At 52.2% G+C, this 26,291-nt stretch carries 20 protein-coding genes and 1 tRNA gene; 9 read left to right on the forward strand and 12 right to left on the reverse strand.

The genetic code is table 11. The annotated features are described in order from the left end of the window. Window positions 1–240 precede the first annotated feature (240 nt). Entirely contained in the window at window positions 241–3,021 is a 2,781-nt protein-coding gene (locus tag ACQ4M4_RS05380; protein ID WP_430683443.1) for a CBS domain-containing protein, read from the forward strand. A gap of 251 nt (window positions 3,022–3,272) precedes the next feature. Then, entirely contained in the window at window positions 3,273–4,661 is a 1,389-nt protein-coding gene (locus ACQ4M4_RS05385; protein WP_430683444.1) for a hypothetical protein, read from the forward strand. 105 nt (window positions 4,662–4,766) lie between these two features. On the opposite strand, the gene gcvP is transcribed toward ACQ4M4_RS05385, so the two are convergent. The 3 genes from gcvP to gcvT form a co-directional block, all read right to left on the reverse strand. Continuing rightward, the gene (gene gcvP / locus ACQ4M4_RS05390) at window positions 4,767–7,760 is read right to left on the reverse strand and encodes an aminomethyl-transferring glycine dehydrogenase (protein WP_430683445.1); all 2,994 of its coding nucleotides are present in this window, start codon (window positions 7,758–7,760) and stop codon (window positions 4,767–4,769) included. 352 nt (window positions 7,761–8,112) lie between these two features. Further along, window positions 8,113–8,502 carry a glycine cleavage system protein GcvH gene (gcvH, locus tag ACQ4M4_RS05395; protein ID WP_430683446.1) on the reverse strand — a complete coding sequence of 130 codons (390 nt, stop codon included), beginning with the start codon at window positions 8,500–8,502 and terminating at the stop codon, window positions 8,113–8,115. 363 nt (window positions 8,503–8,865) lie between these two features. After that, a complete protein-coding gene (gcvT, locus tag ACQ4M4_RS05400) occupies window positions 8,866–9,972 on the reverse strand; it encodes a glycine cleavage system aminomethyltransferase GcvT (RefSeq protein WP_430683447.1) in 1,107 nt (368 codons plus the stop codon). A gap of 224 nt (window positions 9,973–10,196) precedes the next feature. Here gcvT and gloA point away from each other — a divergent pair, with 224 nt between their 5' ends. Further along, window positions 10,197–10,622 carry a lactoylglutathione lyase gene (gene gloA / locus ACQ4M4_RS05405; RefSeq protein ID WP_430683448.1) on the forward strand — a complete coding sequence of 142 codons (426 nt, stop codon included), beginning with the start codon at window positions 10,197–10,199 and terminating at the stop codon, window positions 10,620–10,622. Between the two features lie 331 nt (window positions 10,623–10,953). Here gloA and lipA read toward each other — a convergent pair whose 3' ends face one another. After that, on the reverse strand, window positions 10,954–11,841 hold the full coding sequence (gene lipA / locus ACQ4M4_RS05410; RefSeq protein WP_430683449.1) for a lipoyl synthase: 888 nt from the start codon (window positions 11,839–11,841) through the stop codon (window positions 10,954–10,956). A 274-nt stretch (window positions 11,842–12,115) separates the two neighbouring features. On the opposite strand from lipA, the gene ACQ4M4_RS05415 reads away from it, so the two are divergent. Beyond that, window positions 12,116–12,189, forward strand: a tRNA-Pro gene (locus ACQ4M4_RS05415). Between the two features lie 128 nt (window positions 12,190–12,317). On the opposite strand, the gene ACQ4M4_RS05420 is transcribed toward ACQ4M4_RS05415, so the two are convergent. Together ACQ4M4_RS05420 and ACQ4M4_RS05425 are read right to left on the reverse strand one after the other, a co-directional pair. Further along, the gene (locus ACQ4M4_RS05420) at window positions 12,318–14,144 is read right to left on the reverse strand and encodes an ATP-binding protein (protein ID WP_430683450.1); all 1,827 of its coding nucleotides are present in this window, start codon (window positions 14,142–14,144) and stop codon (window positions 12,318–12,320) included. 293 nt (window positions 14,145–14,437) lie between these two features. Further along, a complete protein-coding gene (locus ACQ4M4_RS05425) occupies window positions 14,438–14,638 on the reverse strand; it encodes a hypothetical protein (RefSeq protein ID WP_430683451.1) in 201 nt (66 codons plus the stop codon). A gap of 633 nt (window positions 14,639–15,271) precedes the next feature. Between ACQ4M4_RS05425 and ACQ4M4_RS05430 the strand changes: the two genes are divergently transcribed. The 3 genes from ACQ4M4_RS05430 (at window position 15,272) to ACQ4M4_RS05440 (ending at window position 17,873) form a co-directional block, all read left to right on the forward strand. Then, the gene (locus ACQ4M4_RS05430; protein ID WP_430683452.1) at window positions 15,272–16,258 is read left to right on the forward strand and encodes a CHAT domain-containing protein; all 987 of its coding nucleotides are present in this window, start codon (window positions 15,272–15,274) and stop codon (window positions 16,256–16,258) included. Between the two features lie 254 nt (window positions 16,259–16,512). Beyond that, a complete protein-coding gene (locus tag ACQ4M4_RS05435) occupies window positions 16,513–17,064 on the forward strand; it encodes a DinB family protein (protein ID WP_430683453.1) in 552 nt (183 codons plus the stop codon). A 377-nt stretch (window positions 17,065–17,441) separates the two neighbouring features. Further along, window positions 17,442–17,873, forward strand: a complete 432-nt coding sequence (locus ACQ4M4_RS05440; protein ID WP_430683454.1) for a phosphohydrolase — start codon at window positions 17,442–17,444, stop codon at window positions 17,871–17,873. Between the two features lie 66 nt (window positions 17,874–17,939). On the opposite strand, the gene ACQ4M4_RS05445 is transcribed toward ACQ4M4_RS05440, so the two are convergent. The 6 genes from ACQ4M4_RS05445 to ACQ4M4_RS05470 all read right to left on the reverse strand — a co-directional run bounded on the left by ACQ4M4_RS05445 (window position 17,940) and on the right by ACQ4M4_RS05470 (window position 24,668). After that, on the reverse strand, window positions 17,940–19,298 hold the full coding sequence (locus tag ACQ4M4_RS05445) for an NAD(P)H-dependent oxidoreductase (protein ID WP_430683455.1): 1,359 nt from the start codon (window positions 19,296–19,298) through the stop codon (window positions 17,940–17,942). Window positions 19,299–19,304: 6 nt separating this feature from the next. Continuing rightward, the gene (gene rfbC / locus ACQ4M4_RS05450) at window positions 19,305–19,850 is read right to left on the reverse strand and encodes a dTDP-4-dehydrorhamnose 3,5-epimerase (protein WP_430683456.1); all 546 of its coding nucleotides are present in this window, start codon (window positions 19,848–19,850) and stop codon (window positions 19,305–19,307) included. Continuing rightward, window positions 19,847–20,878: an NAD-dependent epimerase/dehydratase family protein gene (locus ACQ4M4_RS05455; protein ID WP_430683457.1), complete on the reverse strand. Its 1,032-nt coding sequence runs from the start codon at window positions 20,876–20,878 to the stop codon at window positions 19,847–19,849. The genes rfbC and ACQ4M4_RS05455 overlap by 4 nt, the downstream gene beginning before the upstream one ends. A gap of 8 nt (window positions 20,879–20,886) precedes the next feature. Further along, window positions 20,887–22,101: an L-2-hydroxyglutarate oxidase gene (lhgO, locus tag ACQ4M4_RS05460; protein WP_430683458.1), complete on the reverse strand. Its 1,215-nt coding sequence runs from the start codon at window positions 22,099–22,101 to the stop codon at window positions 20,887–20,889. A 149-nt stretch (window positions 22,102–22,250) separates the two neighbouring features. After that, window positions 22,251–23,024 carry a glucose-1-phosphate cytidylyltransferase gene (rfbF, locus tag ACQ4M4_RS05465; protein WP_430683459.1) on the reverse strand — a complete coding sequence of 258 codons (774 nt, stop codon included), beginning with the start codon at window positions 23,022–23,024 and terminating at the stop codon, window positions 22,251–22,253. Window positions 23,025–23,417: 393 nt separating this feature from the next. Continuing rightward, window positions 23,418–24,668 carry a glycosyltransferase family 61 protein gene (locus ACQ4M4_RS05470; protein ID WP_430683460.1) on the reverse strand — a complete coding sequence of 417 codons (1,251 nt, stop codon included), beginning with the start codon at window positions 24,666–24,668 and terminating at the stop codon, window positions 23,418–23,420. A 352-nt stretch (window positions 24,669–25,020) separates the two neighbouring features. Here ACQ4M4_RS05470 and ispF point away from each other — a divergent pair, with 352 nt between their 5' ends. Continuing rightward, window positions 25,021–25,527: a 2-C-methyl-D-erythritol 2,4-cyclodiphosphate synthase gene (gene ispF, locus ACQ4M4_RS05475; protein ID WP_430683461.1), complete on the forward strand. Its 507-nt coding sequence runs from the start codon at window positions 25,021–25,023 to the stop codon at window positions 25,525–25,527. Window positions 25,528–25,596: 69 nt separating this feature from the next. After that, the gene (locus ACQ4M4_RS05480; protein ID WP_430683462.1) at window positions 25,597–26,160 is read left to right on the forward strand and encodes an NUDIX hydrolase; all 564 of its coding nucleotides are present in this window, start codon (window positions 25,597–25,599) and stop codon (window positions 26,158–26,160) included. The last annotated feature ends 131 nt before the right edge of the window (window positions 26,161–26,291 follow it).

The following is a 26,291-nucleotide window of genomic DNA, read 5'->3' on the forward strand; positions in this document are numbered from 1 at the left end:
TAGGGGCTAGGATTTTGGGGCTAGGTTGGCGGTCGGCATACCGATTTCAAATATCTGTCAATTACTTGCTAATACAGATGATTTGGCTGCTCACTCTTACCTCAAACTCACTCCAAACTGCTTGTGCCTCAGTTGCTGACGTGCTCTGACGTGCTTTCCATCTGTTCCGAACTCCTCGCCTTTAGTCCCTGACTCCTCCCTAGCCCCTAATCCATAGTCCCTAGTTCCTAGCCCCTTCTCATGGATCTCATCCTTTGCCACACCACTGCCGATTTCGATACGCTGGGCGCAGCGGTAGGGTTGACGCGGTTGCATCCGGGAGCCCGAATTGTATTGGCGGGTGGGGCGCATCCGGCGGTGCGTTCTTTTTTGGCGCTGCATCGGGATGAGTATGCCCTGATTGAGCGGCGGGCTGTCAATTCCGATCGCATTCGAACGATCTATGTTGTAGATACTCAATGGCGCGATCGCCTGGGTAAAGCTGCAGAGTGGCTAGATTTGCCCCATGTAGACGTTTTTGCCTATGACCATCATCTCGAAAATGGAGGCGACTTGGGCGCGCAGCGGCATCAGGTTGAGCCTGTGGGAGCCACAACCACGCTGATTGTGGAGCAGGTGCGACAGCAAGGGCTCACGCTGAATCCAATGGAGGCGACGGTGATGGCGTTGGGGATTCATGTGGATACGGGGTCTCTTACCTATGACCATACAACGGTGCGGGATGCGGCAGCGCTGACCTGGCTGATGGAACAGGGGGCCAATGTACGGGCGATCGCCGACTATGTAGAACCTGGCCTCTCTCCCCAACTGCAAGACTTGCTCACCGAAGCGCTGGATACGCTCCATACCGAAACGATTCAGGGATATACCCTGGGCTGGGTCATGCTGAAGGTGCCGGAATATGTACCGGGGCTATCGAGCTTGACCAGCCAGTTGGCAACGCTGACCGAGTGCGATGTGCTGCTGCTGGCTGCGCGCTATGGCCGATCGGAGCAGGGCGAGGAGCGGGTGACGGTGATTGGGCGATCGCAAGGAGCAGCCCTAGCCGATGCGGTGAACCTGAGCCAATTGTTTGCGCCGATGGGTGGAGGTGGACATCCCAAAGCGGCGGCATTGACCGTGCGATCGCGCAATCCGGGTGAGGTGATGACTCAGCTCCTTAAGCAGTTGCGCAGCCAAATTCCCCATCCACCTACAGCGCGGGAGCTGATGTCGTCTCCGGTGCGCACCGTTCGGCCCAACATTACCATTGCCGAGGCGCAGCGCATTTTGTTGCGTTATGGGCATTCGGGGCTATCGGTGGTGGATGAGCAAGATCAGCTTGTGGGCATTATTTCGCGGCGAGACCTGGATATTGCCTTGCACCATGGCTTTAGCCATGCGCCTGTAAAGGGGTACATGACCACCAATTTGCAAACGATTACGCCTGATACCACCCTGCCTGAAATTGAAGACCTAATGGTGACCTACGATATCGGACGGTTGCCCGTGCTGGATGGGCACGATTTGGTGGGCATTGTGACCCGAACTGACGTGCTGCGGCAGTTGCACCAGCAGCAGATTGAGCGCGACCCCGATGCCAGCCTGAAGCGCCAGCGCTATTGCCCAATGCCCGATGCCGTATGGGATATGTTGAGCGATCGCCTGGATGCTCACCTGTGGCACGTGCTGATGCGGGCGGCAGAGTTGGCTCAGGAGCGGGGCTGGCAGCTCTATATGGTGGGCGGCTCTGTGCGGGATCTGCTGCTGGCAGATGGACGGGGCAACGGAGCGATCGCCAACTCCCACGGCACTCCAGCCTTGCTCATTCCCGATATTGATCTCGTGGTGGATGGGTTTCATCAATCGGCAGATCAGGCGGCTGGGGTTGAGCTGGCTCGCGCCCTTCAGGATGCTTATCCGGCGACTCGGTTGCAGGTGCATGGTCGGTTTCAAACGGCGGCTCTGCTGTGGCATCACGATCCTGTACTCGATTCCCTGTGGGTGGATATTGCAACGGCGCGAACGGAGTTTTATCCTTACCCGGCGGCCAATCCCGAAGTCGAAGCTAGCTCCATTCGGCAAGACCTGTACCGTCGCGACTTTACCATCAACGCCCTGGCCATTCGACTGACGCCGCCGCGCCAGGGAGAACTGCTCGACTTTTTTGGAGGCTTGCTGGATTTGCAGCAGCGGCACATTCGGGTGCTGCATACCAACAGCTTTATTGAAGACCCAACGCGCATTTACCGGGCGGTACGGTTCGCGGTGCGACTGGGCTTCACGATTGAACCCCAAACCGAAAACTATATTCGCCATGCGATCGCCAGCGGAGTTTACCTGCGGGCTCACCAAGAGGGAACCCGTGCGCCAGCGTTGCAAACGCGGCTCAAGCGAGAACTCAAGTACATTTTGGAAGCGCCCTACTGGCGGCGAGCCATGCGTCGGTTGGATGATTTGGGTGCGCTCACCTGTCTTCATCCCACGTTGGAACTGGATGCGAGGCTGTGGCGACAGATGCAGCTGGTCGATCGTGGGTTGAAGCGCTTCTCCCAACCTGAAGCGGCTCCTGCATTAGAACATTGGCAGGTGTTACTGGAGTTGGTGATTGCTCACTTGGCAGCCGAGGTGCGCGGTGCCGTGGCGGAAGGATTACAGCTTGCCGCAGATAGCATCACCCGATTGAGCCAGTTAGCTCAAACGGAGGCGAATATTGCGACCCACTTGGCCCAGAGCGATCGCCCCAGCCACGTGACCCAAACCCTGAACGCCTACGATGTGCCAACGTTGGTGCTGGTGGGTGTGCGCAGTTCTCGCCCTCAGCGCCGCCTCATTTGGAAGTACATGATCGAGTGGTCTCAAGTGTCTCCTCTGCTGAATGGCAACGATCTCAAGCAACTGGGATACAAACCTGGCAAGCAGTTCAAGCCAATGCTCGATGCCGTACTCAACGCCACCCTGGATGGAGAGGTGCGATCGCGCCAGGAGGCAGAAGCATTTTTGACAGCGCGGTTTGGGCCACCCAATGAACCTCCGGCCTGAATGATTCGGACTGACGCCAGCCCCCACCCACAACATTAGGGCGCAAGTTCTATTGAAAGCAAACCTGGCAATCTCCCGTGCCCCATGTTTTCGGGTTTCCAAAGCCGAGAGTTTGCGTTATGAGGACATCAACTCTGAGGTTTGAAGCTCAACTCAGAATTGCATCTCTCACTCTGGGCTTTTTCCATCGTTTCCATAATCGCGCTAGCATAGGTTGAAATTTGTTCTTACGTTTTTGAGCAGCCGCAACTATGGCGTTAACACTGGGGTCTTCTTTGCAAGCAGGGCGATACACCCTTGAAGAAACACTATTTGTTGACGACTACTGCACGACGTATCGGGCCACACAGCAAGAGTCCGATCAGCCTGTCGCGCTACAGGTGTTGAATGCGGTGGGTGCCGACGCGACCCCAACCGATGGGGATGAGGCGGAGAAATTCAACCCGCTGCAACAAGAGTTTTTGGCGACTGCGCGCGATCGCATACATCATCCCTCATCCGACTTTCCCACCGTGCTGGATAGCTTTGTGGAGCAGGGTTTGCCCATCGTTGTGTTTGAGTATGAGCGCGATCGCCCGATTCCGAGTGTGAAAGATTGGTTGCCATCACTAGAGGTGGTTAAGGCTATCGAAGCGCTCCCCGCTCCCAGCCCTCTTTCATCGGAAACTGACGAGAGTCCCGTGGTGGATGCGCATCAGGCCAGCCAGCCAGCCACCGAGCCAGAATTGGCGATCGCCCCACCTTCCCCTGCAGAAGCGCCCGAACCAGGGCTGACGACTCCATCTGTAGCAGCCACATCGGAGCCTGCGCCAGATGCGATCGCCACTCCCACCACGACTCCGACCACCGTGCAACCGACCCGAGAACAGATCGATATCGATCGCCAGTTTGCTGCCGCCCGAGCTGCCGCGGAGGCGGCTCCCCATTCATCCATTCGGGTAACAGTTAGCCCTCGGCCCAGCATGGTGCAGCGCTTGGCGATTCCCCTAGGGTTGGTGCTAACCGCGGCCGTCACGGGTGGGGCGGGTGCGGCGATTGGGTGGCATTTGCGCCACGGAGAGGCGGCATCGGACGGGGTGCCAATCCTTGGGCCGCTGTTAACCAACGAGCAAGCGTTTCCGCCGATCGAAGGCTGGCCTAGTCGGTCTGGCTCACTGCGCGATCGCCCCGAGATGGAGCCGAAGCAAAGCCGCCCCAGAAGCCGTTCTACGGCAGACTATATTCCTATTTCCGAAGCCCCAATTTACTACGATCGTCAGCATCGGATGCGGGCAACGCGAGAAGCTCCCACGGAGTTTGTGGATGAGAGCTTACCGCTCGATCCCGTGCCGCTCTATCGCAATACGGCAGCTCCCCTGTACTCCGCTCCAGAGTCGAGCGATGAGGAGCCTGTTCTATCCGATCCGATAGCGACCGATGACATGCCTACAGGAGAAGAAGACGCGATCGCCCCGAATGCTGCAGAAGCCCCTGTTGCTGCACCTCCTGCCCCATCCAAGCTTGGTCAAGAGCTGCCACTAACCCCGCCCCCTGCCCCGGTTGCCGCACCTCCTGCACCCGCTGCACCCGCCGCTGCACCCGCTCCACCGCCAGCGCCCACTGCCATCGAGCCTCAGCCAGCGACTAGCTTGCCGCAGTAAAGGTCTCATCATTGCAGACAGGAGCAAACAAGCGCCATAACCCAGAGACCCTCGCTTAGCGAGGGTCTCTGGGTTATGGCGCTGTCATCCCGTCCAAACTAGCGATTATGGCGCGGCCTCAAGATATGCATCAATGGGTAAGCAGGAGCAGACCAAATTGCGATCGCCATAGGCATTATCAACCCGAGCCACCGCAGGCCAAAACTTGTTGTCACGCGTCCAGTCCGAGGGATACACCGCCTGCTGACGTGAGTAAGGCCGATCCCACTCATCCGCAATCACGACTGCCGCCGGATGGGGAGCATGCTTCAACACATTATTTTGGCGATCAGCTTTACCCTCTTCTATTTCCCGAATTTCTGCTCGGATGGCGATCATAGCCTCGCAGAAGCGATCTAGTTCCGCCAGAGACTCACTTTCGGTAGGCTCTACCATAATGGTGCCAGCCACCGGCCACGACATCGTCGGCGGATGGAAACCATAGTCAATCAGCCGCTTGGCCACATCCTCTGCTTCAATGCCCACACTCCGCTTAAAGGGGCGCAGGTCAATAATGCACTCGTGAGCCACCAGCCCGTTTTGCCCCTTGTACAGCACCGGAAAATCATCTTCCAGCCGCTTGGCAATATAGTTGGCGTTCAGAATGGCCACTTCTGTTGCGCGGGTGAGGCCCTCAGCGCCCATCAGCGCAATATACATCCACGAAATGGGCAGAATGCTGCTGCTGCCCCAGGGAGCAGCGGAAATAGCTCCAATGTTTGATGGGCCTGTGCCCAACGGCACCACGGCATGACCCGGCAAGAACGGCACCAAATGTGCTGCCACGCCAATTGGCCCCATTCCTGGCCCGCCGCCCCCATGGGGAATGCAGAAGGTTTTGTGCAAGTTGAGGTGGCACACATCCGCGCCCAAGTCCCCAGGACGGCACAACCCCACCTGGGCATTGAGGTTTGCGCCATCCATATACACTTGGCCGCCGTGCTCATGCACGATCGCACAAATTTCTTGAATCGCCTCCTCAAACACTCCATGGGTAGACGGATAGGTGACCATCAAGGCTGCCAGGTTGTCGCTGTGTTTCTCGGCCTTGGCCCGTAGATCGGCCACATCAATATTGCCATCGCGATCGCACACCACAGGCACCACCTTCATTCCGGCCATCACAGCACTGGCTGGATTGGTTCCATGCGCCGACTCGGGAATGAGGCACACCGTCCGGTGTGTATCCCCCCGCTGGAGATGATATTCCCGAATCACCAGCAAGCCCGCATATTCACCTTGAGAACCGGCATTGGGCTGGAGGGAAATGGCGGCAAACCCTGTAATCTCTGCGAGCCATGATTCCAACTGGCGGAACATGTGCTGATAACCCTGAGTTTGGTCAAGCGGGGCAAAGGGATGAATTTGCCCAAATTCGGCCCAGGTCACAGGAATCATTTCCGATGTGGCGTTGAGCTTCATGGTGCAAGAACCCAGGGGAATCATGGCTGTAGCCAGGGACAAATCCTTTTGCTGCAAGCGGTATAGATAGCGCAACAGCTCCGTTTCGGAATGGTAGCGGTTGAAAACGGGATGGGTGAGGAACGGCGAGGTTCGGCGCAACGGTTGTAGGGTGGCTGTTGCTGGATGAGGATTGGCCGATAGCGCTTCGGGGGTAGGGCCAAATAGGGCGATTAAGTCGCGTACATCTGCTGGGGTGGTGGTTTCGTCGAGGGTCATGCCAATAGCGCGATCGCTCAGTTGTCGCAGGTTGATCTGGTTGGCGATCGCCTGTTGCATCACTTCAGTTGCATTGGAAACCGAAACCCGTAGGGTGTCGAAGAAGGGTTCGTGGCCTAGCTCATAGCCTAACTCGGTGAGTCCGTTGGCGAGGGCTTGGGTGAGCTGGTGAATGCGGGTGGCAATGCGCTGCAATCCCTGCGGGCCATGGTAGACCGCATACATTCCCGCCATGATAGCCAGCAGCACTTGAGCCGTGCAGATGTTGCTGGTGGCTTTGTCGCGGCGAATGTGCTGTTCTCGCGTTTGCAGCGCTAGCCGTAGAGCTGGATTGCCCATGGCATCTTTGGAAACCCCCACCAAGCGACCAGGAATTTGGCGCTTGTAGGCATCTCGGGTGGCAAAGAAAGCGGCGTGGGGGCCACCGTAGCCCAAGGGCACCCCAAATCGCTGGGTATTGCCCACCACAATATCGGCTCCAAATTCGCCCGGTGGCTTCAAGAGCGTTAACGCTAACAGATCTGCTGCAACGGTGACCAGGGCTCCTGCTACATGGGCGCGATCGCACACCTCGGCATAGTCATAGATGGCCCCATCCGTAGCGGGATATTGCAGCAAAATGCCAAACATGGAAGCATCGGGCTCTAGCTGGCGATGGTCGCCTACCACGACTTCAATGCCTAACGGCAGCGCTCGGGTTCGCACTACATCAATGGTTTGGGGATGGCAGGCTTCCGAGACCCAAAATACGTTGGCCTTCCCCTTGTGGAGACCGTAGCTCATGCTCATAGCCTCGGCGGCGGCGGTGCCTTCATCCAATAGCGAGGCGTTGGCAATTTCTAGGCCCGTCAGGTCGGTCACCATGGTTTGAAAGTTCAGCAACGCTTCCAATCGGCCTTGCGAAATTTCGGGTTGGTAGGGGGTGTACTGCGTATACCAACCGGGATTTTCCAACACGTTTCGCTGGATTACGGGTGGGGTGATGGTGTTGGCATAGCCCATGCCAATGTACGAGCGAAAAACCTGATTTTGGCTGGCGATCGCCTTGAGTTCTTGCAGTAGGGTGTACTCATCTTTGCCTGGACCCAGGTTGAGCGATCGCTGCAGCCGAATTGCGGATGGCACTGTCGCGTCAATCAAGTCTTTGAGGGAGGAATAGCCCAAGACTTTGAGCATGGCGTCTACATCCGCAGCCGATGGGCCAATGTGGCGTGGCACAAAATCATCGGGGGGCTGTAAATCGGCAATGGTGACGGTGGGGGCGATTGCCCCATCATTTGCCTGGGAAGACTCGCCCGTTGCCCCATGGGACACAGGAGATGTCTCACTCACAGGACGATTAGACCCAACGTGCGAAAACGTAGAAGACTCAGGCGACATAGATGAAACTTGGGTAATAGGTTGGCTGAAAGCTTGGTTTAAAAAAGATTTGGGGCAAATCTAGCAATCTCTACCGTTTGCTAGAGGACAAATCCCTCTCCCTATTATGAACACGACTTCGCAGAACGAGCCTGTAGAGCATTTTCCCCTGAGCAAAGATTGGCGATCGCACCGGGAACCCCAGGAGAGACCAGCCCCGTTCGCTCTGGTGTCAGCGAGTCCAGTAGGTTCAGCGTGGCTACGAAAAAGCAAAACCGCGTGCAGAAGAGAGGATTTCCATCTGCGCACGGCCAAGCTTGATGATGAAGTTTGATGATGAAGCGAGTTGATGCCTACAAACCGATAGGGTGGATTACTCGCCTTCAACCTGAGCTTGATACTCATCGGCAGACATCGCATCTTCCAACTCATCGGGATCGGAAACCTTGACCTTGAGCAACCATGCCTCGCCATAGGGATCGTCAGCCAATTGTTCGGGAGAATCCAGCAGGGGATCGTTGCGGTCTACCACGGTGCCCGTCACCGGAGCTTTGAGGTCTTCAACAGCTTTTACCGATTCGACGGTGCCAAAGGTTTCGCCCTTTTCCAGTTCTGCGCCAATATCGGGCAGCTCAAGAAATACAATATCCCCCAGCTGGTCAACCGCAAACGCCGTAATGCCAATGGTGGCAATGTCACCATCGAGTCGGGCGTACTCATGGGAGTCCATGTATTTCAGGTCATCTGGATATTCAAAAGCCATAGATACCTACCAAGTCATGTGGGCCAAGGATGAGGTCTGGTGATGGGTCAGCCGCGATCGCAGCACATTTCATCATCGATAAACATACACCCTAAATCCTGATGCCACAACGAGTTTGAGCGGCGACTGTTTCTCAAGGTTTCTTGAATTCAAGTTCTTCATGGCCTCTGTGGGTGCCATGGCTACGCAAACTTGGCAAGGTTGGGCGTTACATGCCTGATCTGGGTGGTCTTTTAACGTTAGTTTCGTTTAAGGTCTTTTCTGAGGTTTTCGCGGTGCGAAAACCTCAGAAAAGACCATTTTTGAGTGCGCAACGCGCACTCAAAAATGGGCACTTCAGCTTATCTATAACTCACGTGTCTTTTAGGCTAGGTAGGGGCTTTTGTAAAAAGGCCGCTTCACTACGGTTGCGGGAAAATACTTGCCGCGAATTTCAACATTCAGGGCTTGGCCAACTTTGCTCAACGTTGCCGGAACGTAGGCCAGAGCAATGGGATATCCCAGGGTTGGCGATAGGGTGCCACTGGTCACCACTCCAACGGGATCGCCCTGATGCAGCACCGGATAGTTGTGTCGAGCAATGTTGCGTCCCTCCAACTGCAGCCCAACTAACCGCCGAGGGATTCCTTGCTCTTTTTGCCGTTCAATCACGGGGCGAGCGGTAAAGTCGGTAGCTTTGTCGAAATGCACCAACCAAGACAGCCCCGCCTCAAGTGGCGAGGTCATGTCGTCAATATCTTGTCCGTACAGGGCCATGGCCGCCTCTAGGCGCAGGGTATCGCGGGCACCCAGTCCGCACGGAGTCACCCCCAACTCTAGGAGCGATCGCCACAGCTTTTGGCCTGTTTCCACATCGACCATCACCTCAAAGCCATCTTCTCCGGTGTAGCCAGTCCGCGCCAAAAAGCCTGGATGGCCCAGCACCGTTCCCTGTATATGGCCAAATCGTTTTACGGCTGACAGGTCTTCATCGACAACCTGCTGCAAGGTTTGTACGGCTTGTGGCCCTTGTACCGCAATCAATGCTTGCGATCGCGACACATCCTTCAGCACAATATCGCCACTCAAATGGTTCAGCAGCCAGGTTTTGTCCTTGTCGGTTGTGGCTGCATTCACGATGAGCTGCACCCGGTCGTTTCCGTTCCAAGAGCCTTGATAGTACACAATCAAGTCATCGACGATGCCACCCAGCTCATTGAGCAAAACGGTGTACTGCGCTTGTCCACGTTGCAGTCGGCTCAAGTCAGATGGAACGAGCGTTTGCAACTGTTGAATGAGACCTGCTCCTTCCAGCACAAACTTTCCCATGTGCGAAATGTCAAACATTCCCACACGTTGGCGTACGGCTTGGTGTTCTTGCAAAACACTGCTGAACTGCACCGCCATTTCCCAGCCTGAAAACGGAACCATGCGACCCTTGTGGGCGATCGCCAATTCATACAGTGGAGTCCGAAGCAGAGAGGCAGACATAGAGGTATCGCAGATATGAACGTATTCTGTACTGTTACGCTATCACTCCCAGGATAGATCTTGCGTAGGAGTTATGCCGTAAATGCGTTTTGGTAAACCGAGTCCACAAAAAGCACTTTAAAACCTGTCGGATACCGTAAAAAAGGTCTCCATTCTGCTGTGGTCAAAGACCGTCAGGGAAAGAATGCTTCAAAATGGGAGAGATGCTCTAAAGGAAAAGCACCATGCGAATGCTGCACACCATGTTGCGGGTTGGCAACCTAGACGAATCACTGAACTTTTATTGTGATGTGCTAGGCATGAAGCTGCTGCGCAAAAAAGACTACCCCAGCGGAGAATTTACTCTTGCGTTTGTTGGCTATGGCGACGAATCGGATCACACCGTGATCGAGCTAACCTACAACTGGGGAACCGATGCCTACGACTTGGGTAATGGATATGGCCACATTGCCTTGGGAGTGGATGACATCTACGGTACTTGCGATGCCATTAAAGCTCGTGGTGGCAAGGTGACCCGTGAACCTGGCCCCATGAAACACGGCACGACTGTGATTGCGTTTGTGGAAGACCCCAATGGTTACAAAATTGAACTGATTCAACTAGGTACTCAAGGTTCTGAGCAGAAGCAAGAAGCAACGGCAACGGCTTAGGAGCCAGAACGAAATGCTATGGCTGCGGTAGGGGCTTGGTATTGCCAACCCCTGACCGGGCAAGGGATCGCATCGGTTCACACCGGTTCGCACAGATTTGTACAGATTCGCACAGATTGTTAATTCCGGTTCCTCCAGTTCAAATAGGCCCAACCGCGAAGGAAAGGGGTTTAGATTCTTTCCACCTCCACCATAGGAGATATTTTTTTCCTCTACCGTAAGGCATATAAAACAAAAACGAGACAACTAGTTTCAACTAGTCGTCTCGTTTTTTGGAAATTTAGCTGGGATCGCGAGGATTTGCCACAGCGGTCGGTTGGGGCAGCAGCCGTTATGGCTTCACTCGGGGATGCGACTCCATGAGCGATCGCACCTGTTCGGCATGGTAAGAACTGCGAGTCAGCGGCGACGACACCACCTGTAAATATCCCAACGCTTCGCCATATTCGCGCCACGCATCAAACTGCTCTGGCGTGATGAAGCCCTGAACCTGCAAATGTTTGGTGCTGGGCTGCAAGTATTGGCCAATGGTCAAAATATCGCAATCCACCGATCGCAGATCGCGCATCACCTCGCGCACTTCGTCATCGGTTTCGCCCAAGCCCACCATAATGCCTGACTTGGTGTAAATCCATGGGGCAATTTGGTGCGATCGCCGCAATAGCTCCAACGTGCGCGCGTACTCTCCCTGAGGCCGCACCCGACGATACAGCCGGGGAATCGTTTCAGTGTTGTGGTTCACAACCTCTGGGCTGGCCGCCAAAATAATTTCCAATGCTTCCCAATTGCCACACAAATCGGGGATTAACACTTCGATGGTGGTGTGAGGCGACACGTTGCGGATGGCAGCAATGCACTTAGCAAACTGATGGGCACCACCATCCGGCAAATCATCCCGATTAACTGAGGTAATGACGACATGGTTCAGCCCCATGCGGCGCACTGCTTCGGCCAAGCGAGTTGGCTCGGTGGGGTCTAGCGGTTTAGGCTTCTTCTCAAAATCAATATCGCAATAGGGACAGGCCCGGGTGCAGGCTGGCCCCATAATCAAAAAGGTGGCCGTTCCCAGGCTAAAGCACTCTCCAATATTGGGACAGGAGGCTTCTTCACAAACGGTGTTTAGCTCCAGATCTCGCAAAATGTCTTTGACATTGCCCACACGCTCCCATTGAGGAGCCTTCACCCGCAACCATTCCGGCTTTTTTGGAGTAAACGTCACGCTTTTTGCCCAAGAGAAACTGAAATTTGTCACTGTTTATTTTAGCAATCTGCGCTAACGCAAACATGCTGTGTGTTGACAAGGACGCTAAACCTTCAAAAAACCACCGAACTCTGTAAGTTTTAGTGATCGGTAGCTCTGGTTTTTTTTGATGAGGTTGGGAAAAGGCGTTTACCTCCTCAACGTCCCTTAAAAGATGGTTTTGATAGATTTGCGAGATGACTCGAATCTATTTTGATGAATGGCCAGGTGTGATAGTCTAGATAGGTGATAACGGGATGTAGCGCAGCTTGGTAGCGCACTTCGTTCGGGACGAAGGGGCCGTGGGTTCGAATCCCGCCATCCCGATTTTTGGAAAAGCAGCTTGTCTGGGTATGGGGCTGGATGGTTGTTTAGGCTTTCGATGTCTAGCCCACCATGGTTTTGTGGCGATCGCGGGTTGGTAGATTTCGATTTGGTGGATTTCGATAGGGCTCTTATTGCTCTTCCGGGGCAAAGAGGGGAATTTCGATCACAAATTGGGTGCCTTTGCCAGGAGTGGAGTCGCACCACAGATTGCCGTTGTGGTTTTCGGTAATGATTTGGTGGCTAATGGAGAGGCCCAATCCGGTGCCTTTGCCCACAGGTTTGGTGGTGAAGAAGGGATCAAACAGGCGCGATCGCACCTCTTCGGGAATGCCAGCGCCGTTATCGGCAATCACAATCCGAGCATTGTGAGATTCGGTGATGGTGGTGTGAATTTCGATAACGTTGGGCTGAGCGGTAATGTCTTGATAACTGCGGCCTTGGTTACTTTCTTCCAACGCATCAATTGCATTGGATAGCAAATTCATAAACACCTGATTGAGTTGGCCGCCGTAGCATTCCACTAGGGGCAAATCGCCATAGTGTTTGATCACCTGAATTTCGGGACGTTCTGAGCTGGCCTTGAGCCGATGATGCAAAATCATCAGCGTATTGTTAATGCCATCGTGAAGATTGACAGGGGTATAGGCGGCTTCATCTAAATGAGAAAAGTTGCGCAACGACACCACAATTTCTCGAATGCGATCGGAGCCAACCTGCATCGACTGAAAGATTTTTTTCAGATCTTGGGTCAAAAAGGGGAGGTCGATCGCGTCCAGATCGGCCTGTAGGGTGTGGGGCGGGGTGGGGTAGTGTCGTTGGTAAGCCTGAAGTAGCCGCAATAGGTCTTGGGTGTATTCGTACATGTAGGTGAGGTTGCCATGTACAAAGTTCACGGGGTTGTTAATCTCGTGGGCAATGCCAGCGACCATTTGCCCCAGGGCCGACATTTTTTCGCTTTGAATCATTTTCCCTTGAGTTTGGTGCAGCTCAATGAGGGTTTCTTGAAGCTGCTGGTTGGTGGTTTGCTGTTGGGTGAGCAGCTGTTTTACAAACTGCATGTAATAGTTAAAGGTTTCCGCCAAAATGCCGACTTCATCGTGGCTGGTGACGGGAATGCGCAAATCAAAGTTGGCATCTTGGGTGGATTGCTGCACCGTTTGGGTCATCGTTTCGATTGGGCGCACAATGGTGCGGGTGGTGCGCCATGCCAAGATTCCGGCGATCGCCCCGGCTAGCAACATACTCACCACAATAATGAGCTTCTCTAGCCCTTGAGCCGTTTCCATCACATTGGCGGCTCTTGACTCCTGGTTTTGGGCGACTTGAATGAGGGCGAGTACATCGGCTTCGCTTTGATCCAGACGCTCGGCATGTTGCTCAATAATTTGGTGCAGGGTTTCGTGAGGAGATGGCAGAGTTAGGGCTGCTTGAATTGCTGCTGCCTGCTCGTTCAATTGCTGGTTGTAACGCTCTAGCACCTCGGTAATTTGCGATGGTTCCTCTGCTGCAATCCAGGTTGGGTCATCGGCCAAAAAAGCTGCTAGATCGCGTTTCAATTGCTCGACTTTGGCAAGGCTGACTTGCAAGCTCTCAGCTTCGCGCTGCATGGCGGTAGGGTTGTCAATTAACGCAAGACCCCTGGCTCCGTGGAGTTGTGCTCGGTTTGCGGCTTGCTCAAATTCGCTAAGTAGGGTGGCTTGCACCTGGGCATCGGTGAACTGAAACACACCTTGGCCTTGAATGTAGTCGGCCACCAACAGGCCCGTCATTGCCCCAAAAAAGCCCATGGAAATCGCCCCTGCATAGCCGTAGATAATCTTTTGGCCCAGGGGGAGTTGATGCAGCCACTGCTTCCATGCGGGATGGGCGGATGGCGGCAACTTGGCAGATGGGGGCTTCTCGTTGGCTGGGTGAGATGGCAGCGACGAGGCGGAGTAGGGGCGACTAGGTGGCATCTGCGCTCAGCGTTGGTTTGAGGATTGGTGGGGATATTTCAAGATTAGAACCATGTTTCCCAAACAGATGGGCTTGCTGTTTAAATTTGCACGGTTGCACAACAAAATCAGCAAAATAGCTGAAAAACGTGAACCTTCAATGATCCGCTAGACACAAAGCGGGTATTTATGCTTGCTACGCAAGCTTGAGTTCGCACGTTTATCCCCAACAAAAAAGCCGCTCTACCTTCTAGTAATGAAGATAAAGCGAGCGGGGCGATCGCACTTTGCGGTTTTGAAATGCTGGTGGATGGCTATCGCACCAGCACGGTCATGACTTTGCCGTTGGCAAATGGTGCGGGAATGATGGGGGTGAATTTCACTCGGTCACTTACCAGCTCTTTCACCATCATTTCATTCATAATGTGAACGACTTGCTCTCGCGTGCCAATAATCCAAATCTGCGGCTTGTCGGCCTGTTGCGTGGGCAACAGGTCGTTAAACTCTGAACTCATATTTTGTTCCTCGCTAATGCAATAGAAATGTGTGGAAAAGAAAAAGCTTAAGGCGTGGTTTCCTAACCACTTGTCAGCATTAGCGAGGTGAAACATAATCGATCCAGCCTAGCTCCTGCCCTGTTCAGGAGTCAGGTTAGCTGGTTAGGCAGTGTTGCAGCACTCCTAACTAGCGTCCTCACCTTAAGCTCATCTTTGGTTAAAATCACCGAAACGAATTCCGGTATCGCCCACAATAAAACAAAGCGACAGGAGATCACAAGTATCACCTGTCGCTTTGTCATCATTTCTTGATCTTTCAGCCAATCTATCCAACCAACTCCGCAACCGACATAAAAATATGCGGAAAAATTCTTGCGATTTAACGTGAGCGGCATATTATGCAGATTATTTCTGCATAAGCATTAAATTTGGGATATTATGCCGAATCACTCTGCCTATCCACCCCAATTTAGGATCTTATGCAGAAATCTTCCGTCTATTAATAGTTATACGGCTTCCATTTGGAGTTAGGGCTGTCCACAAAATTCTCTGTCAGGCAATGATAATTACTTTTCTTACTTGTAAAGTATGGTTGTGTATATTATCCTTTGCGCTAATTGCAATTTTTGAATAATAAGTACGTTTTTGAAAATGTCCCAATTGTCAAGCATCGAAAAGAGGAAAATTGAAAAATTGTTAGAGTCAGCAAAGGGTAGGGGTTACATTCTTGATTTTTCAAACAGGACATTTAAAGAATTTATTATTGAAAGCGTAGATATGGATATCTACGATGACAAGTATGCCTACTTGGGTGATTCTAAAGCCAATCGTCTTAGAGCTTTTTGGGAGCAGGAGCCGGATCACATCGTCGGGAAACTAATCCTAGATTTATTGAAGTATCGAAAAACGCAAAAGCTCATGGATGGAATAGAGATAAGTCAGGTAGAGCAAACTCTATATGAAGACTGCTCTGAAATTTCAGAGAGACTAATGCAGATTGTAACTAAAGAAGAGACACTGACTGAGAAAGCTGCAAGTGTTATCGAAGAAGCTCAAACGATCTCTATCCTTCTCTTATCAGCTGATCCAACCAATGCTACTAGGCTAAGAATCGGGGAAGAGTTAAGGGAGATTCAGGAAAAGCTCCAATTAGCTAGATTACGAGAGAAATTCAAACTTGATCAGAGGATGTCTGTACGACCAACAGATATTAGTCAAGCATTGTTGGATATACAGCCGCATATCGTACATTTTTCAGGTCATGGCACAGAGAGTGGTACGCTATGTTTTGAAAATAGAGTAGGAGAAATTCATCCAATAATGCCTGATGCATTGGCAGCATTGTTTGAACAATTCGCTAGTCAAGTATGTTGTGTATTGCTAAACTCCTGTTACTCAGAAATTCAAGCTGCTGCTATTGCTGAACACATTGATTACGTTATCGGGATGAATAAAGCAATTGGTGATCACGCTGCTATAGCCTTTGCAACAGGCTTTTACCAAGCACTGGGGGCAGGTCGTACAATTGAAGAAGCCTATAAATTGGGGTGTGTTCAAATTAGATTACACAGCATCCCCGAACATCTAACTCCCGTTCTTATTGAGAAAGGGAAAGGCCCAGTGCAGTTAGCCGTATAACAATCTGCTTGCACCCGACCGTATTCAGGGTGCTAGTTAGGTGTGAAAGATTCGTGGCGGCGGGTGAAGCAGACCGTTAGGCTGCTTACGTTTTGGGTGAGGACAGTAGTTTGAAGCCTACCTGGCGGCATTTGAGATGAAGTTGTGTAAAAGGTTTTGAGTGAAGCAGTATTTCTTGGGTTGTTACAATCAGTCGAAGGAACCAGTTAAGCGTTGCAATTCACATGCTATCCCTAGCTCATCACTTCCTTACGATGGCTTATAACAATGCCTGGGCAAACCATCGCTTATTGAAAGCCTGTTGTGGCCTTAGTCAAACTGATTTTGTTGCGACAAGAACAAGTTTCTTCCCCTCAATTAAAGCCACATTAAACCATCTATTAACAGTTGATTGGTACTACATTGATGCATTCGAGCGAAGCATAAGAAGCGATCCGCCCAATGCCGAGGCTTGGAAATTTTTCGAGCCTGAAGAGCCGTTTGACACCTGTGCAGAACTACACCAGGAACAACAAAAAACGGATGAACGCCTAATTACATTTTGTCGGTCAATGACAGATGCGCTTATGGCTGAACCAGTGAGCATCCCAAGATCTGATGGAATTCATGCCGAGCAGAGGTCGCGCCTGCTTGCCCATCTCTTTCAACACCAGATTCATCATCGTGGACAAGTTCACGCAATGCTTGCAGGAACACCCGTCAAGCCGCCTCAACTGGATGAGTTCTTTTGTGCTGATGAGGCCCAATTGCGAGAGCCTGATTTTCGAGAGCTTGGGTTTTCCGAACAAGAAATATGGGAGCTTTAACCATGAGGCAAGTTGTGGTCAGCAGTTGGCGCATCATATCAACAGCGCTGCTCTGGAACATATCAAGATAGTTGTTGCGTTGCAAAGGTTATTTGCAATCCGGTGAGCGCGATCGCTCGACTGTTAACCTTTAATAGTGGTTATGGTCACTTTTGAGCGAGTGTTGGAGATGGTTTGAACCAACGGAAGACAACGAATGAAACACTGGATTGGCAGTCCCCCAGAACTGGGAAGGCGTGGGCGAATGCAGGATATTTGCCACGGTTCAAACACCCGCTGAGGGCGATCGCCGATCAGGTTGATGGGATAGTGAGAGATTGGATAGAGGAAAATTTGAGGATAACCTTAAAACGTGAAAACAATCTGTTTCGTGAACTATGAGCACACTTGAAAAAGCAATTCAAATAGCAGCGATCGCTCACACAGGGCAAATAGATAAAGCAGGAGAAACCTACATTCTGCATCCACTCAAAGTGATGATGCGAGTCGAAACAGAAGCAGAGAGAATTGTTGCCGTATTGCACGATGTCGTAGAAGACAGCGATTTCACCTTAGAAGATTTAGAAAAAGCAGGGTTTTCCCAAGAAATTTTAGAAGCTGTTGATGCATTGACGAAAAGAGCCGGAGAAACAAGGCTTGATGCAGCAAAAAGAGCCGCACAAAACAAAATTGCCCGTGTTGTAAAACTGGCAGACAATGCAGAAAACTCAGACTCAACCAGGATTAAAAAACCAACCCAACGCGATTTTGAAAGATTAGAAGAGTACGCAAAAGTGCGTGAGCTATTAGAAAACTTCCAACAACCATAGAAAAGCCCCATCTTTCGCAAAGAAGATGGGGCTTTTTGCTAGGACGAGTAAACGCAAACGAGCGGCTTAGGCAACCAGGCTAGGAACCTTGGTGGGAGCAAAGTACTCATCTTGCTCTGCCCGGAGGCGATCGCACAAGCGGCCTTCTGGCAATTCCACATCGTCGTAGGTCAGCACCTGGTCTTTGGGGATATCGTGCTTGAGGCGGCACCCTTCCACCAAGCCCATCGGCAGCAAGCGCTGTTCGCGAGTAATATCCGCCCGCTCACACTGGCCATAGGTCATGTAGTAGCCAATGCCATCCAGCGTTTCGCCCGCCTTCAGGTCAATCTTGGCCGTTGCCACCACATCCACCACAGGCCCACCCAACGGAGCCAAAATCACATCATTCAGCAACACCACCCGCGCCACCGACAGCGGCACCTCAAAATGGCAGAGGTGATAGGGATGGTAGAAGCTGTACAGTGGGCCTTCACCCAGCTTGTACAGGTTCAGGTAATGCTGCTGCTTGGGATCATCATGGCTGGCGAAGACGAAAACGCCAGGGCCGGGACGCACACCCACCACATAGTCCACAATGCCGCCCAGTTCCTTCAGCATGTCCACGTCGTACATCTTGGTCAGATCATCCACGTGGCCCGTGTAGTTGAGGCCAAACTGTTCAATCAGTGCCTCTTTGTTACGATTGAAGTCATAGCCCAACATGCCGCGCTTGGCGATAGTCATGCCCGTACCGTTGGCTACGATCGCCTGCTCAAACGAGATCTTGGTGCCATCGGCAAAGCTGGTCACCATGTGGGCTTTTTGGCCCCACTGCTTGGCAAATCCTTCCTGTGTGGTTGGGTTGCGGTAGGGGTCTTGCAAACCCTTAATGTTGCCGCAGAGCAAGGGAGTCAAGCCCAGGCTCTTGACATAGCGGTACAGGTTCATTTCCACACCGGGCTGGTCGCCATCGCAGGCCGTCAAGATCACCCCTTCGCGATCGGCATACACCTTGAGGATAGGGCCAATGGTGCTATCCATCTCGGCGTTCATGAGGATAACGTGCTTTTTGTGGGCGATCGCCTCCAGCACCACATGAGCCCCAAATTCGATGGTTCCCGTGACTTCCACCAGGGCATCAATGTGCTCAGCGCGGCACAGCAGCATCGCATCATCGGTAATGGCGTAATTCCCTTTGGCGATCGCATCTTCCAGCTCACCGACCGACTTCACCACCACCACATTTTCGATGCCAGCCTGATTGTAGGCAAAGCGAGCTGCCTCAATATCTCGGCTGTAAATTGCGACCAACTCCATTCCTGGAACCGAGTTGGCAATTTGGTTAGCAATGCCCCGGCCCATAAAGCCAGAACCAATCATGCCCACCCGGACCGGATTACCCGACTCGGCCCGAGCTTTTAGCGCGGTATCAACAATGATCATGGCTCACTACACTCCTACTGCAACAGATTCAAACGGAGCCCAGGCGGCATCCTTCTCCGAAATCACAGTGACCTCCATCGGCCACTCAATGCCAAACGCCGGGTCGGCATAGTGAATGCCCCGCTCATAGCCAGGGGTGTAAAACTCACCTACTTGGTAAATCACCTCGGCGTCATCCGTCAACGCCTGATATCCATGGGCAAACAGCTCTGGCACATACAGGGCGCGGCGGTTGTCTGCCGACAGCTCCGCACCAATGTGCTGCATGTAAGTGGGCGAATCGGGACGCAAATCGATAATCACGTCATAAATGGCACCCTTGGTGCAGCGCACCAGCTTGGTTTCGGCAGCAGGGGGAATTTGGTAGTGCATGCCCCGCAGGGTTCCGGCCTTGTGGTTAAACGACATGTTGCACTGCGCCACGCTGGACTTTAGGCCATGCTCCTCAAACTCTTTCATGCAGAAAGTGCGAGCAAAGCCGCCGCGATGGTCTTCACGAATGTCAACATCAATGATGAATGCGCCTTTCAGCTTGGTTTCGGTAAAGATCATGGCTTGCTCCAGAAGAAATCTTGGTCAATTTGCTGAGTGCGAATCAGGTACTCCAGCTGCTTCAGGCGGGTAAAGCCATTGGATTGAAAGACTTCCTTCGTCATATCAATTTGGCTAAACACCTTGTAGAGCTGTTCCGCACCCCGGCGCACATCCCACTCACACTTAAAGCCAGGAAGTTGGGTGTTGATCTTCTCAAATGACACGCGGTAGCTGCGGTTGTCGGCTCCGTTTTCGCCAAAGCTGACGGTGCAGCCGGGGAAGGTTTCTGCCACGATTTCGGCCAGCTCTTTCACCCGGTAGTTGTTTGCGGTATCGCCCACATTAAAGATTTCGTTGTGAACGATATCGCGGGGTGCTTCCAAGGTGCAAATGATGGCCTTGGCAATATCCAACGCATGCACCAGTGGACGCCAGGGTGTACCGTCGCTGGTCATGTTAATTTCCTTCAGCGTCCATGCCAACCCGGATAGGTTGTTCACCACAATGTCGAACCGCATGCGAGGCGACGCGCCAAACGCGGTGGCATTGCGCATGAAGGTGGGCGAGAAGTCGTCATCGGCCATCTTGCTCACATCCCGCTCCACAAAGGCTTTGCATTCTGCGTAGGCCGTTTGGGGATTGACCGGAGTCGTTTCATCAGTGTAGCCATCGGCTTTGGCTACCCCGTACACACTGCAAGAAGACATGTACACAAAGCGGCGAACGCCCGCTTGCTTGGCCAACTCTGCCAACCGAATCGAACCTTTGTGGTTGATGTCGTAGGTGATGGTGGGAGACAGTTGCCCTGTGGGGTCATTCGACAATTCAGCCATGTGAACGATCGCTTCAACTCCTTCTAGATCTTCTAGAGAAATATGGCGAATGTCTTTATTGAGGGTTTTAGCGGTGAGGTCGGTGCCGTTGTACAACCAGCCAACCTTGTAGAATCCGGTATCAACCCCAATCACCTCATGGCCACGCTCCATCAGCAGCGGAGCCAGCAAACAACCTAGATACCCTTCGGTACCAGTAACCAAAATTTTCATAATCGTCCTTATGCGTTAATGATTGCGCGTAAATGTTGCTGTTCAGGAATTTGCTCAACCACGGCCTTGCCAATTTCTAGGGATGAGGTGGCCGCAGGGGAGGGAGCATTGCATACGTGAACCGAGTTTTGACCTTTGATAATCAGGAAGTCGTCCACCAGTTTGCCGTCATTCATCAGGGCTTGGGCGCGCACGCCAGCATGGGTAGGAACCACATCTTCGGAGCGCACTTCGGGAATGAGCCGCTGCAAGCTTTGCACAAAGGCAGCTTTGCTAAACGAGCGAATAATTTCCTTGATGCCCTCGTCGGAATGTTTTGCGGCCAGCTTCCAAAAGCCGGGATAGGCCATCACCTCTGCAAAATCTCGCAGATCAAAGTCAGTTTTTTTGTAGCCTTCTCGCTTTAGGCTGAGTACCGCATTCGGTCCGGCGTGAACGCTGCCGTCAATCATGCGGGTAAAGTGAACTCCCAGAAATGGAAAGGCCGGGTTGGGAACGGGGTAGATGAGTCCCTTAACTAGATAGCGCTTTTCGGGTGTGAGTTCGTAATACTCTCCACGGAAGGGAACAATTTTGGCTTGGGGATCAACATTGCCAAGTTTGGCGATGCGATCGCTATACAAGCCAGCACAGTTCACCACCATGCGGGTTTTGAACTCACCCTGAGTGGTTTCAATCGTTTGCCCATCCGCCTGTTCAACAATGTTGAGCACGCGAGTATTGAGCCGCAGATCGCCCCCCTGCTGCTGTACGATTTCGGCGTACTTTTGCGTCACCTTCTTGTAGTCGGCAATGCCCGTAGAGTGAACGCGTACCCCAGCCAAGCAGTTTACATGAGGCTCATATTCCTTCACCTCGTCAGCCGTGAGGCGAGTTACCGGCACGCCATTCTGCAAGCCGCGCTGGTACAGGGTTTCCAGCATGGACAGTTCATGTTCCTCCGTGGCCACGATCACCTTGCCGCACACCTCGTGAGGAATATCGTGCTCCCGGCAGAAGTCCACCATCGACTGGCAGCCATCGCGACAAAACTTTGCCTTGTAGCTACCCGGCTTGTAGTAAACGCCCGAGTGGATCACACCACTGTTGTTTCCAGTTTGATGGAAGGCCCAGCTGCTCTCTTTTTCGAGAACCAGGATACGAGCATCGGGATATCGCTTTCCTAACGCCATCGCGGTAGAAAGCCCGACAATGCCCCCTCCAATAATTGCAAAATCGTACATGAAACTCGCCTCTATTGCGCTGTATCGCGAAATGAAAGTTGCTTGAGTTGAAGACGCTAGGCTGAACTAAACCGGGCCGCAACCAGGCCGCACAATGCCTAACAGAATGCCTGACAGAATGCTGAACAATCAGAGAAGTGGAGTGCGCGTTACCAAACCTTCCAGGGAGCTTCGTTGGCCTGCCAAAGCTTTTCCAGATAGTTCTTATCTCGCAGGGTATCCATCGGCTGCCAAAAGCCGTTGTGCTTAAATGCCGACAGCTGGCCCAAATGAGCCAACTTTTTCAACGGCTCTTGTTCCCACGTTGTGTCATCTCCTTCGATGTGGTCAATCACTTCAGGCTCTAGCACAAAGTAGCCGCCGTTGATCCAGGCTCCATCCCCTTCGGGCTTTTCGTGGAAGCTGGTAATCTTGGTTTGCTCTTCACCCAACACGATCGCCCCAAAGCGACCAGGAGGCTGCACAGCCGTCATCGTTGCTTGTAAACCCTGAGCCTTGTGGAATGCCAGAAGTTCGGTAATGTTGACGTCGGAAACGCCGTCTCCATAGGTGAAGCAAAATGTCTCATTGCCAAGATGCTCACGCACGCGCTTGAGTCGGCCACCGGTCAGGGTATTGGCTCCGGTATCAACCAACGTGACGCGCCATGGTTCTGCTTTACCTGCATGCACGTTCATTTGATTGAACCGCATGTCGAACGTGACATCGGACATCCGCAAAAAGTAGTTTGCAAAAAACTCTTTGATGACGTAGCCCTTGTAACCACAGCAAATGATGAAATCATTGATGCCGTGGGCGGAGTAAATCTTCATGATGTGCCACAGCACGGGCTGACCACCAATTTCCACCATTGGCTTTGGTCTGATGCTGGTTTCTTCGCTGATGCGAGTACCCAGCCCTCCTGCGAGTATTACAGCCTTCATGCAACTACTACCTCCAGTGAATGTTTAGGCCGCGCTCAACTCAATAACTTACGGGAATCTATAGGAACGTTAACAGTCCCCTGATGGGCAGGGTATAAAGCCTAAGTGAATATATGTAGATTTTGTGCAAAGATTAGGGCAAAGTGACCGAATTTAAGGATTTGAAACCCTTAAATTTTCAAAATATCAGAAAATTCACTGACAAGAGGTTTTTAAGAGTTATACATTACTGATTTTGGATGAACAAGTTTTAACCCTTTGGCTTTAAAGTTTGCTCACAAATAAAGCTCGCATCCAATTTTTATCCGTCAAGAGTATAAATGGGATGAGGTTGCCTATTGTTGATCAATCGGCAAACAGTTTTTAGGTGTGAAAGCCTTAGATTCCAGGCTGTTAGAGCTTGAGGGTATGAATTAGGCGTTCTAATTTTTCAAGGTTAACGATGATATCTCCCTGTTTTGATTGAGGGCCTACCGGCTCGCAAAACAGACAAGCGTAGGGAAATTGAAGGGAACTTGTGAGCTGAAAGAAGCTCCCAGTAAAAAATGCGCTAAATAAATCGATGATGACTGGTTTCTTCGTTGAAAAAATCATGTTCACCAGTCCAGAACCATGAATTCCTACGATTGCTTCTGCCTGAGAAAAAAGTCGAACCTCTTCACTAAATGTCAACTCTTCCAAGACGTATTTTTTGAAGCCTAAAGGGGAAAGGAGTTGCATCACGTCTTCTTCATTGACGATGCGTCGGCCTGATGCATTGCCTCGTGAAATAAAGATGCGACTGGAGTAGGGAAGGCTGCTGTCTTGTACGGACGGCAAGTTGTGGATCATGCGATCGCGCATCCACTGGTAGGCACTGGGGTCCGACCAGCGGGCCTGCCGCCGAAACGATGGCACCACCAGCCGATTTACCCGAGCGATGCCCCCTGTCCAGGGAACATAGTCTTCGGGTTGGTAGCCCAATAGCGCCAGCGATTCTTTTTGCCAACTTTTCAATTGGGCGTGGACCAGCAGCGTTGGCTTAATGCCAGTTCTCTGCTGGTATCGTTCCAGTCCTTCTAGCCGGGTTAAATTTTCTGCAAGCCAGTGTGCATAAACCTTGCGCCCCCATCCATTAACCAAGGAGCAGGCTGTATCTAGCTCGATGGTGGGCGATCGCAGCGAACGATGACTGAGGGTGCGTAGGGGCAGTGCCTCAAAGGAGGGGAACTGGCGATCGCTATTGGGCATCACCGTTTCCATTAAAATGGAGCGATCGCTGGCAAGGCCAACCGCCGTAGGGCCAACCAGATAAGCATTGGGCACCTCCGCCACAAAGGGCTTGCGTAGCGTAAAGCCTCCTCGTAGGGTATGAATGATGTCGGGAACTGCATCTTCCGCATCCATATAAGGCATCGACGGAAGAATCCGAAATTCTTCGCCAAACTCTTGCAGCCGATACATCTCAGGCTTGGCTATCATATCCTCGCGGGTGGTTACCCGAAGGCCAAACCATTGCCACAAACTGGCAAAAATGTTTTTACGAATTTGCTCGCGGGAAATAACCTGCTTGAGGGTTTCAACACTTTTGCGCTGAAAAGTGCTGAGCCACTGCGTTAGAACATCCTTGGCGGATGGGGTGGCATACCTCATTTCTGTACGCATGAGATGACCTACGAGAATTTACAGAGGGAATGAACAACAGCTCCGGTTCATGATGAACCCAAGGAAAAGCTTGAGAGATATACAGGGCATCATTTACTCGGCTCAGAGAAATGATGTGGGCAACGCACCCGTTTCAGCGTTAAGCTCAGAAGCGCTTGGAGATTCTGCATTTGCTGTCATGGTGGAATCATACTGGAGCCGTCCTTATTACCGCAGATTTACGGTGATGCCTACTTAATTTCTTTATAGAAGAGGCCGTGAATGATTAAGTTCGCATGAAGCAGCCGCTGCGATCGCCTTAGGGGCTGCTCTTGAAGCGTCTAGGGAGGTCACCAGAGCGATATCATCACTTATGGTAAGCAAGCAGCTCGATGGATTTATGAAGATTCGGATTGGCAATGGCTATGATATTCACCAATTGGTGCGCGATCGCCCCCTCATTCTTGGCGGAGTTGCCATTGAGCACGAGCTAGGGCTGCTGGGGCATAGTGATGCAGATGTGTTGACTCATGCCATTATGGATGCCCTGTTGGGTGCGCTCAGTCTGGGAGATATTGGCCACTACTTTCCCCCTACCGATCCCCAATGGAAAGGAGCCGATAGCTTGAAATTGCTGGCTCAGGTCAATCAACTCATTCGCGATCGCGGTTGGGAAATTGGCAACTTAGATACGGTCATTGTGGCAGAACGGCCCAAACTTAAGCCCCACATTGGCACCATGCGCGATCGGCTAGCCAGCGTGCTCAATCTTGATCCCGATCAGGTGGGTGTAAAAGCCACCACCAACGAGAAACTAGGCCCTGTTGGTCGCGAAGAGGGTATTGCCGCCTACGCTGTTGCTTTATTAACCGCAGATTGAAATAAACCGCAGATTCACGCTCTGAATTCACCTGTAAAAATATCCTCTTATTCTTCTACCTATCTTGCAATGTCAACCTCCTCCGAACAGCCTCAGCATCTTAGCCAAAAAATGTTTTATCAAGGCCGCAAGTTTGCCTTTGATGTGTCTCGTTTGCGGTTGCCCAACGGGGCAGAAGGCGAGTGGGAGTGTGTACGGCACCCGGGTGGAGCATTAGCGGTGCCCGTAACACCTGATGGTAAGTTTGTGCTGGTTCGCCAGTATCGGTTTGCGGCAGAGCAGCGCTTGCTCGAGTTTCCGGCGGGCACCGTTGAGCCCAATGAAGACCCCTTTACCACGGTAGAGCGCGAAATTCAGGAAGAAACGGGATTTCGTGCTCATCGCTGGCAAAATCTGGGGCAGTTTTACCTGGCTCCCGGTTACTCCGATGAAATTATCTACGCTTATTTGGCGCTGGATTTGGAACCGCTAGAACACCCCCCGGCACAGGACGAAGATGAAGATATTGAACTTGTGTTGATGACGGCACAAGAGCTGGAGCAGGCAATCTTTCAAGGTGCCCCCATTGATGCAAAGTCGATTTGCAGCTTTATGCTGGCGCAAAAGGCACTCCAGCAATCTGCAGATGGATGACGGGCGATCGCACGAGTTCAACCCAAGCCTTCTGTGATGGGTTTGTGAATGGAAGAGTGGATATTTTTCCGCATACTAAAACGCGCGAAGCTGCGATGTGTTTGTGGACGAAACAGCGAATCGCGTTCTAC

Origin of the sequence: Leptolyngbya sp. AN02str, assembly GCF_050565595.1 — a bacterium.
GTDB lineage: Bacteria > Cyanobacteriota > Cyanobacteriia > Elainellales > Elainellaceae > Kaiparowitsia.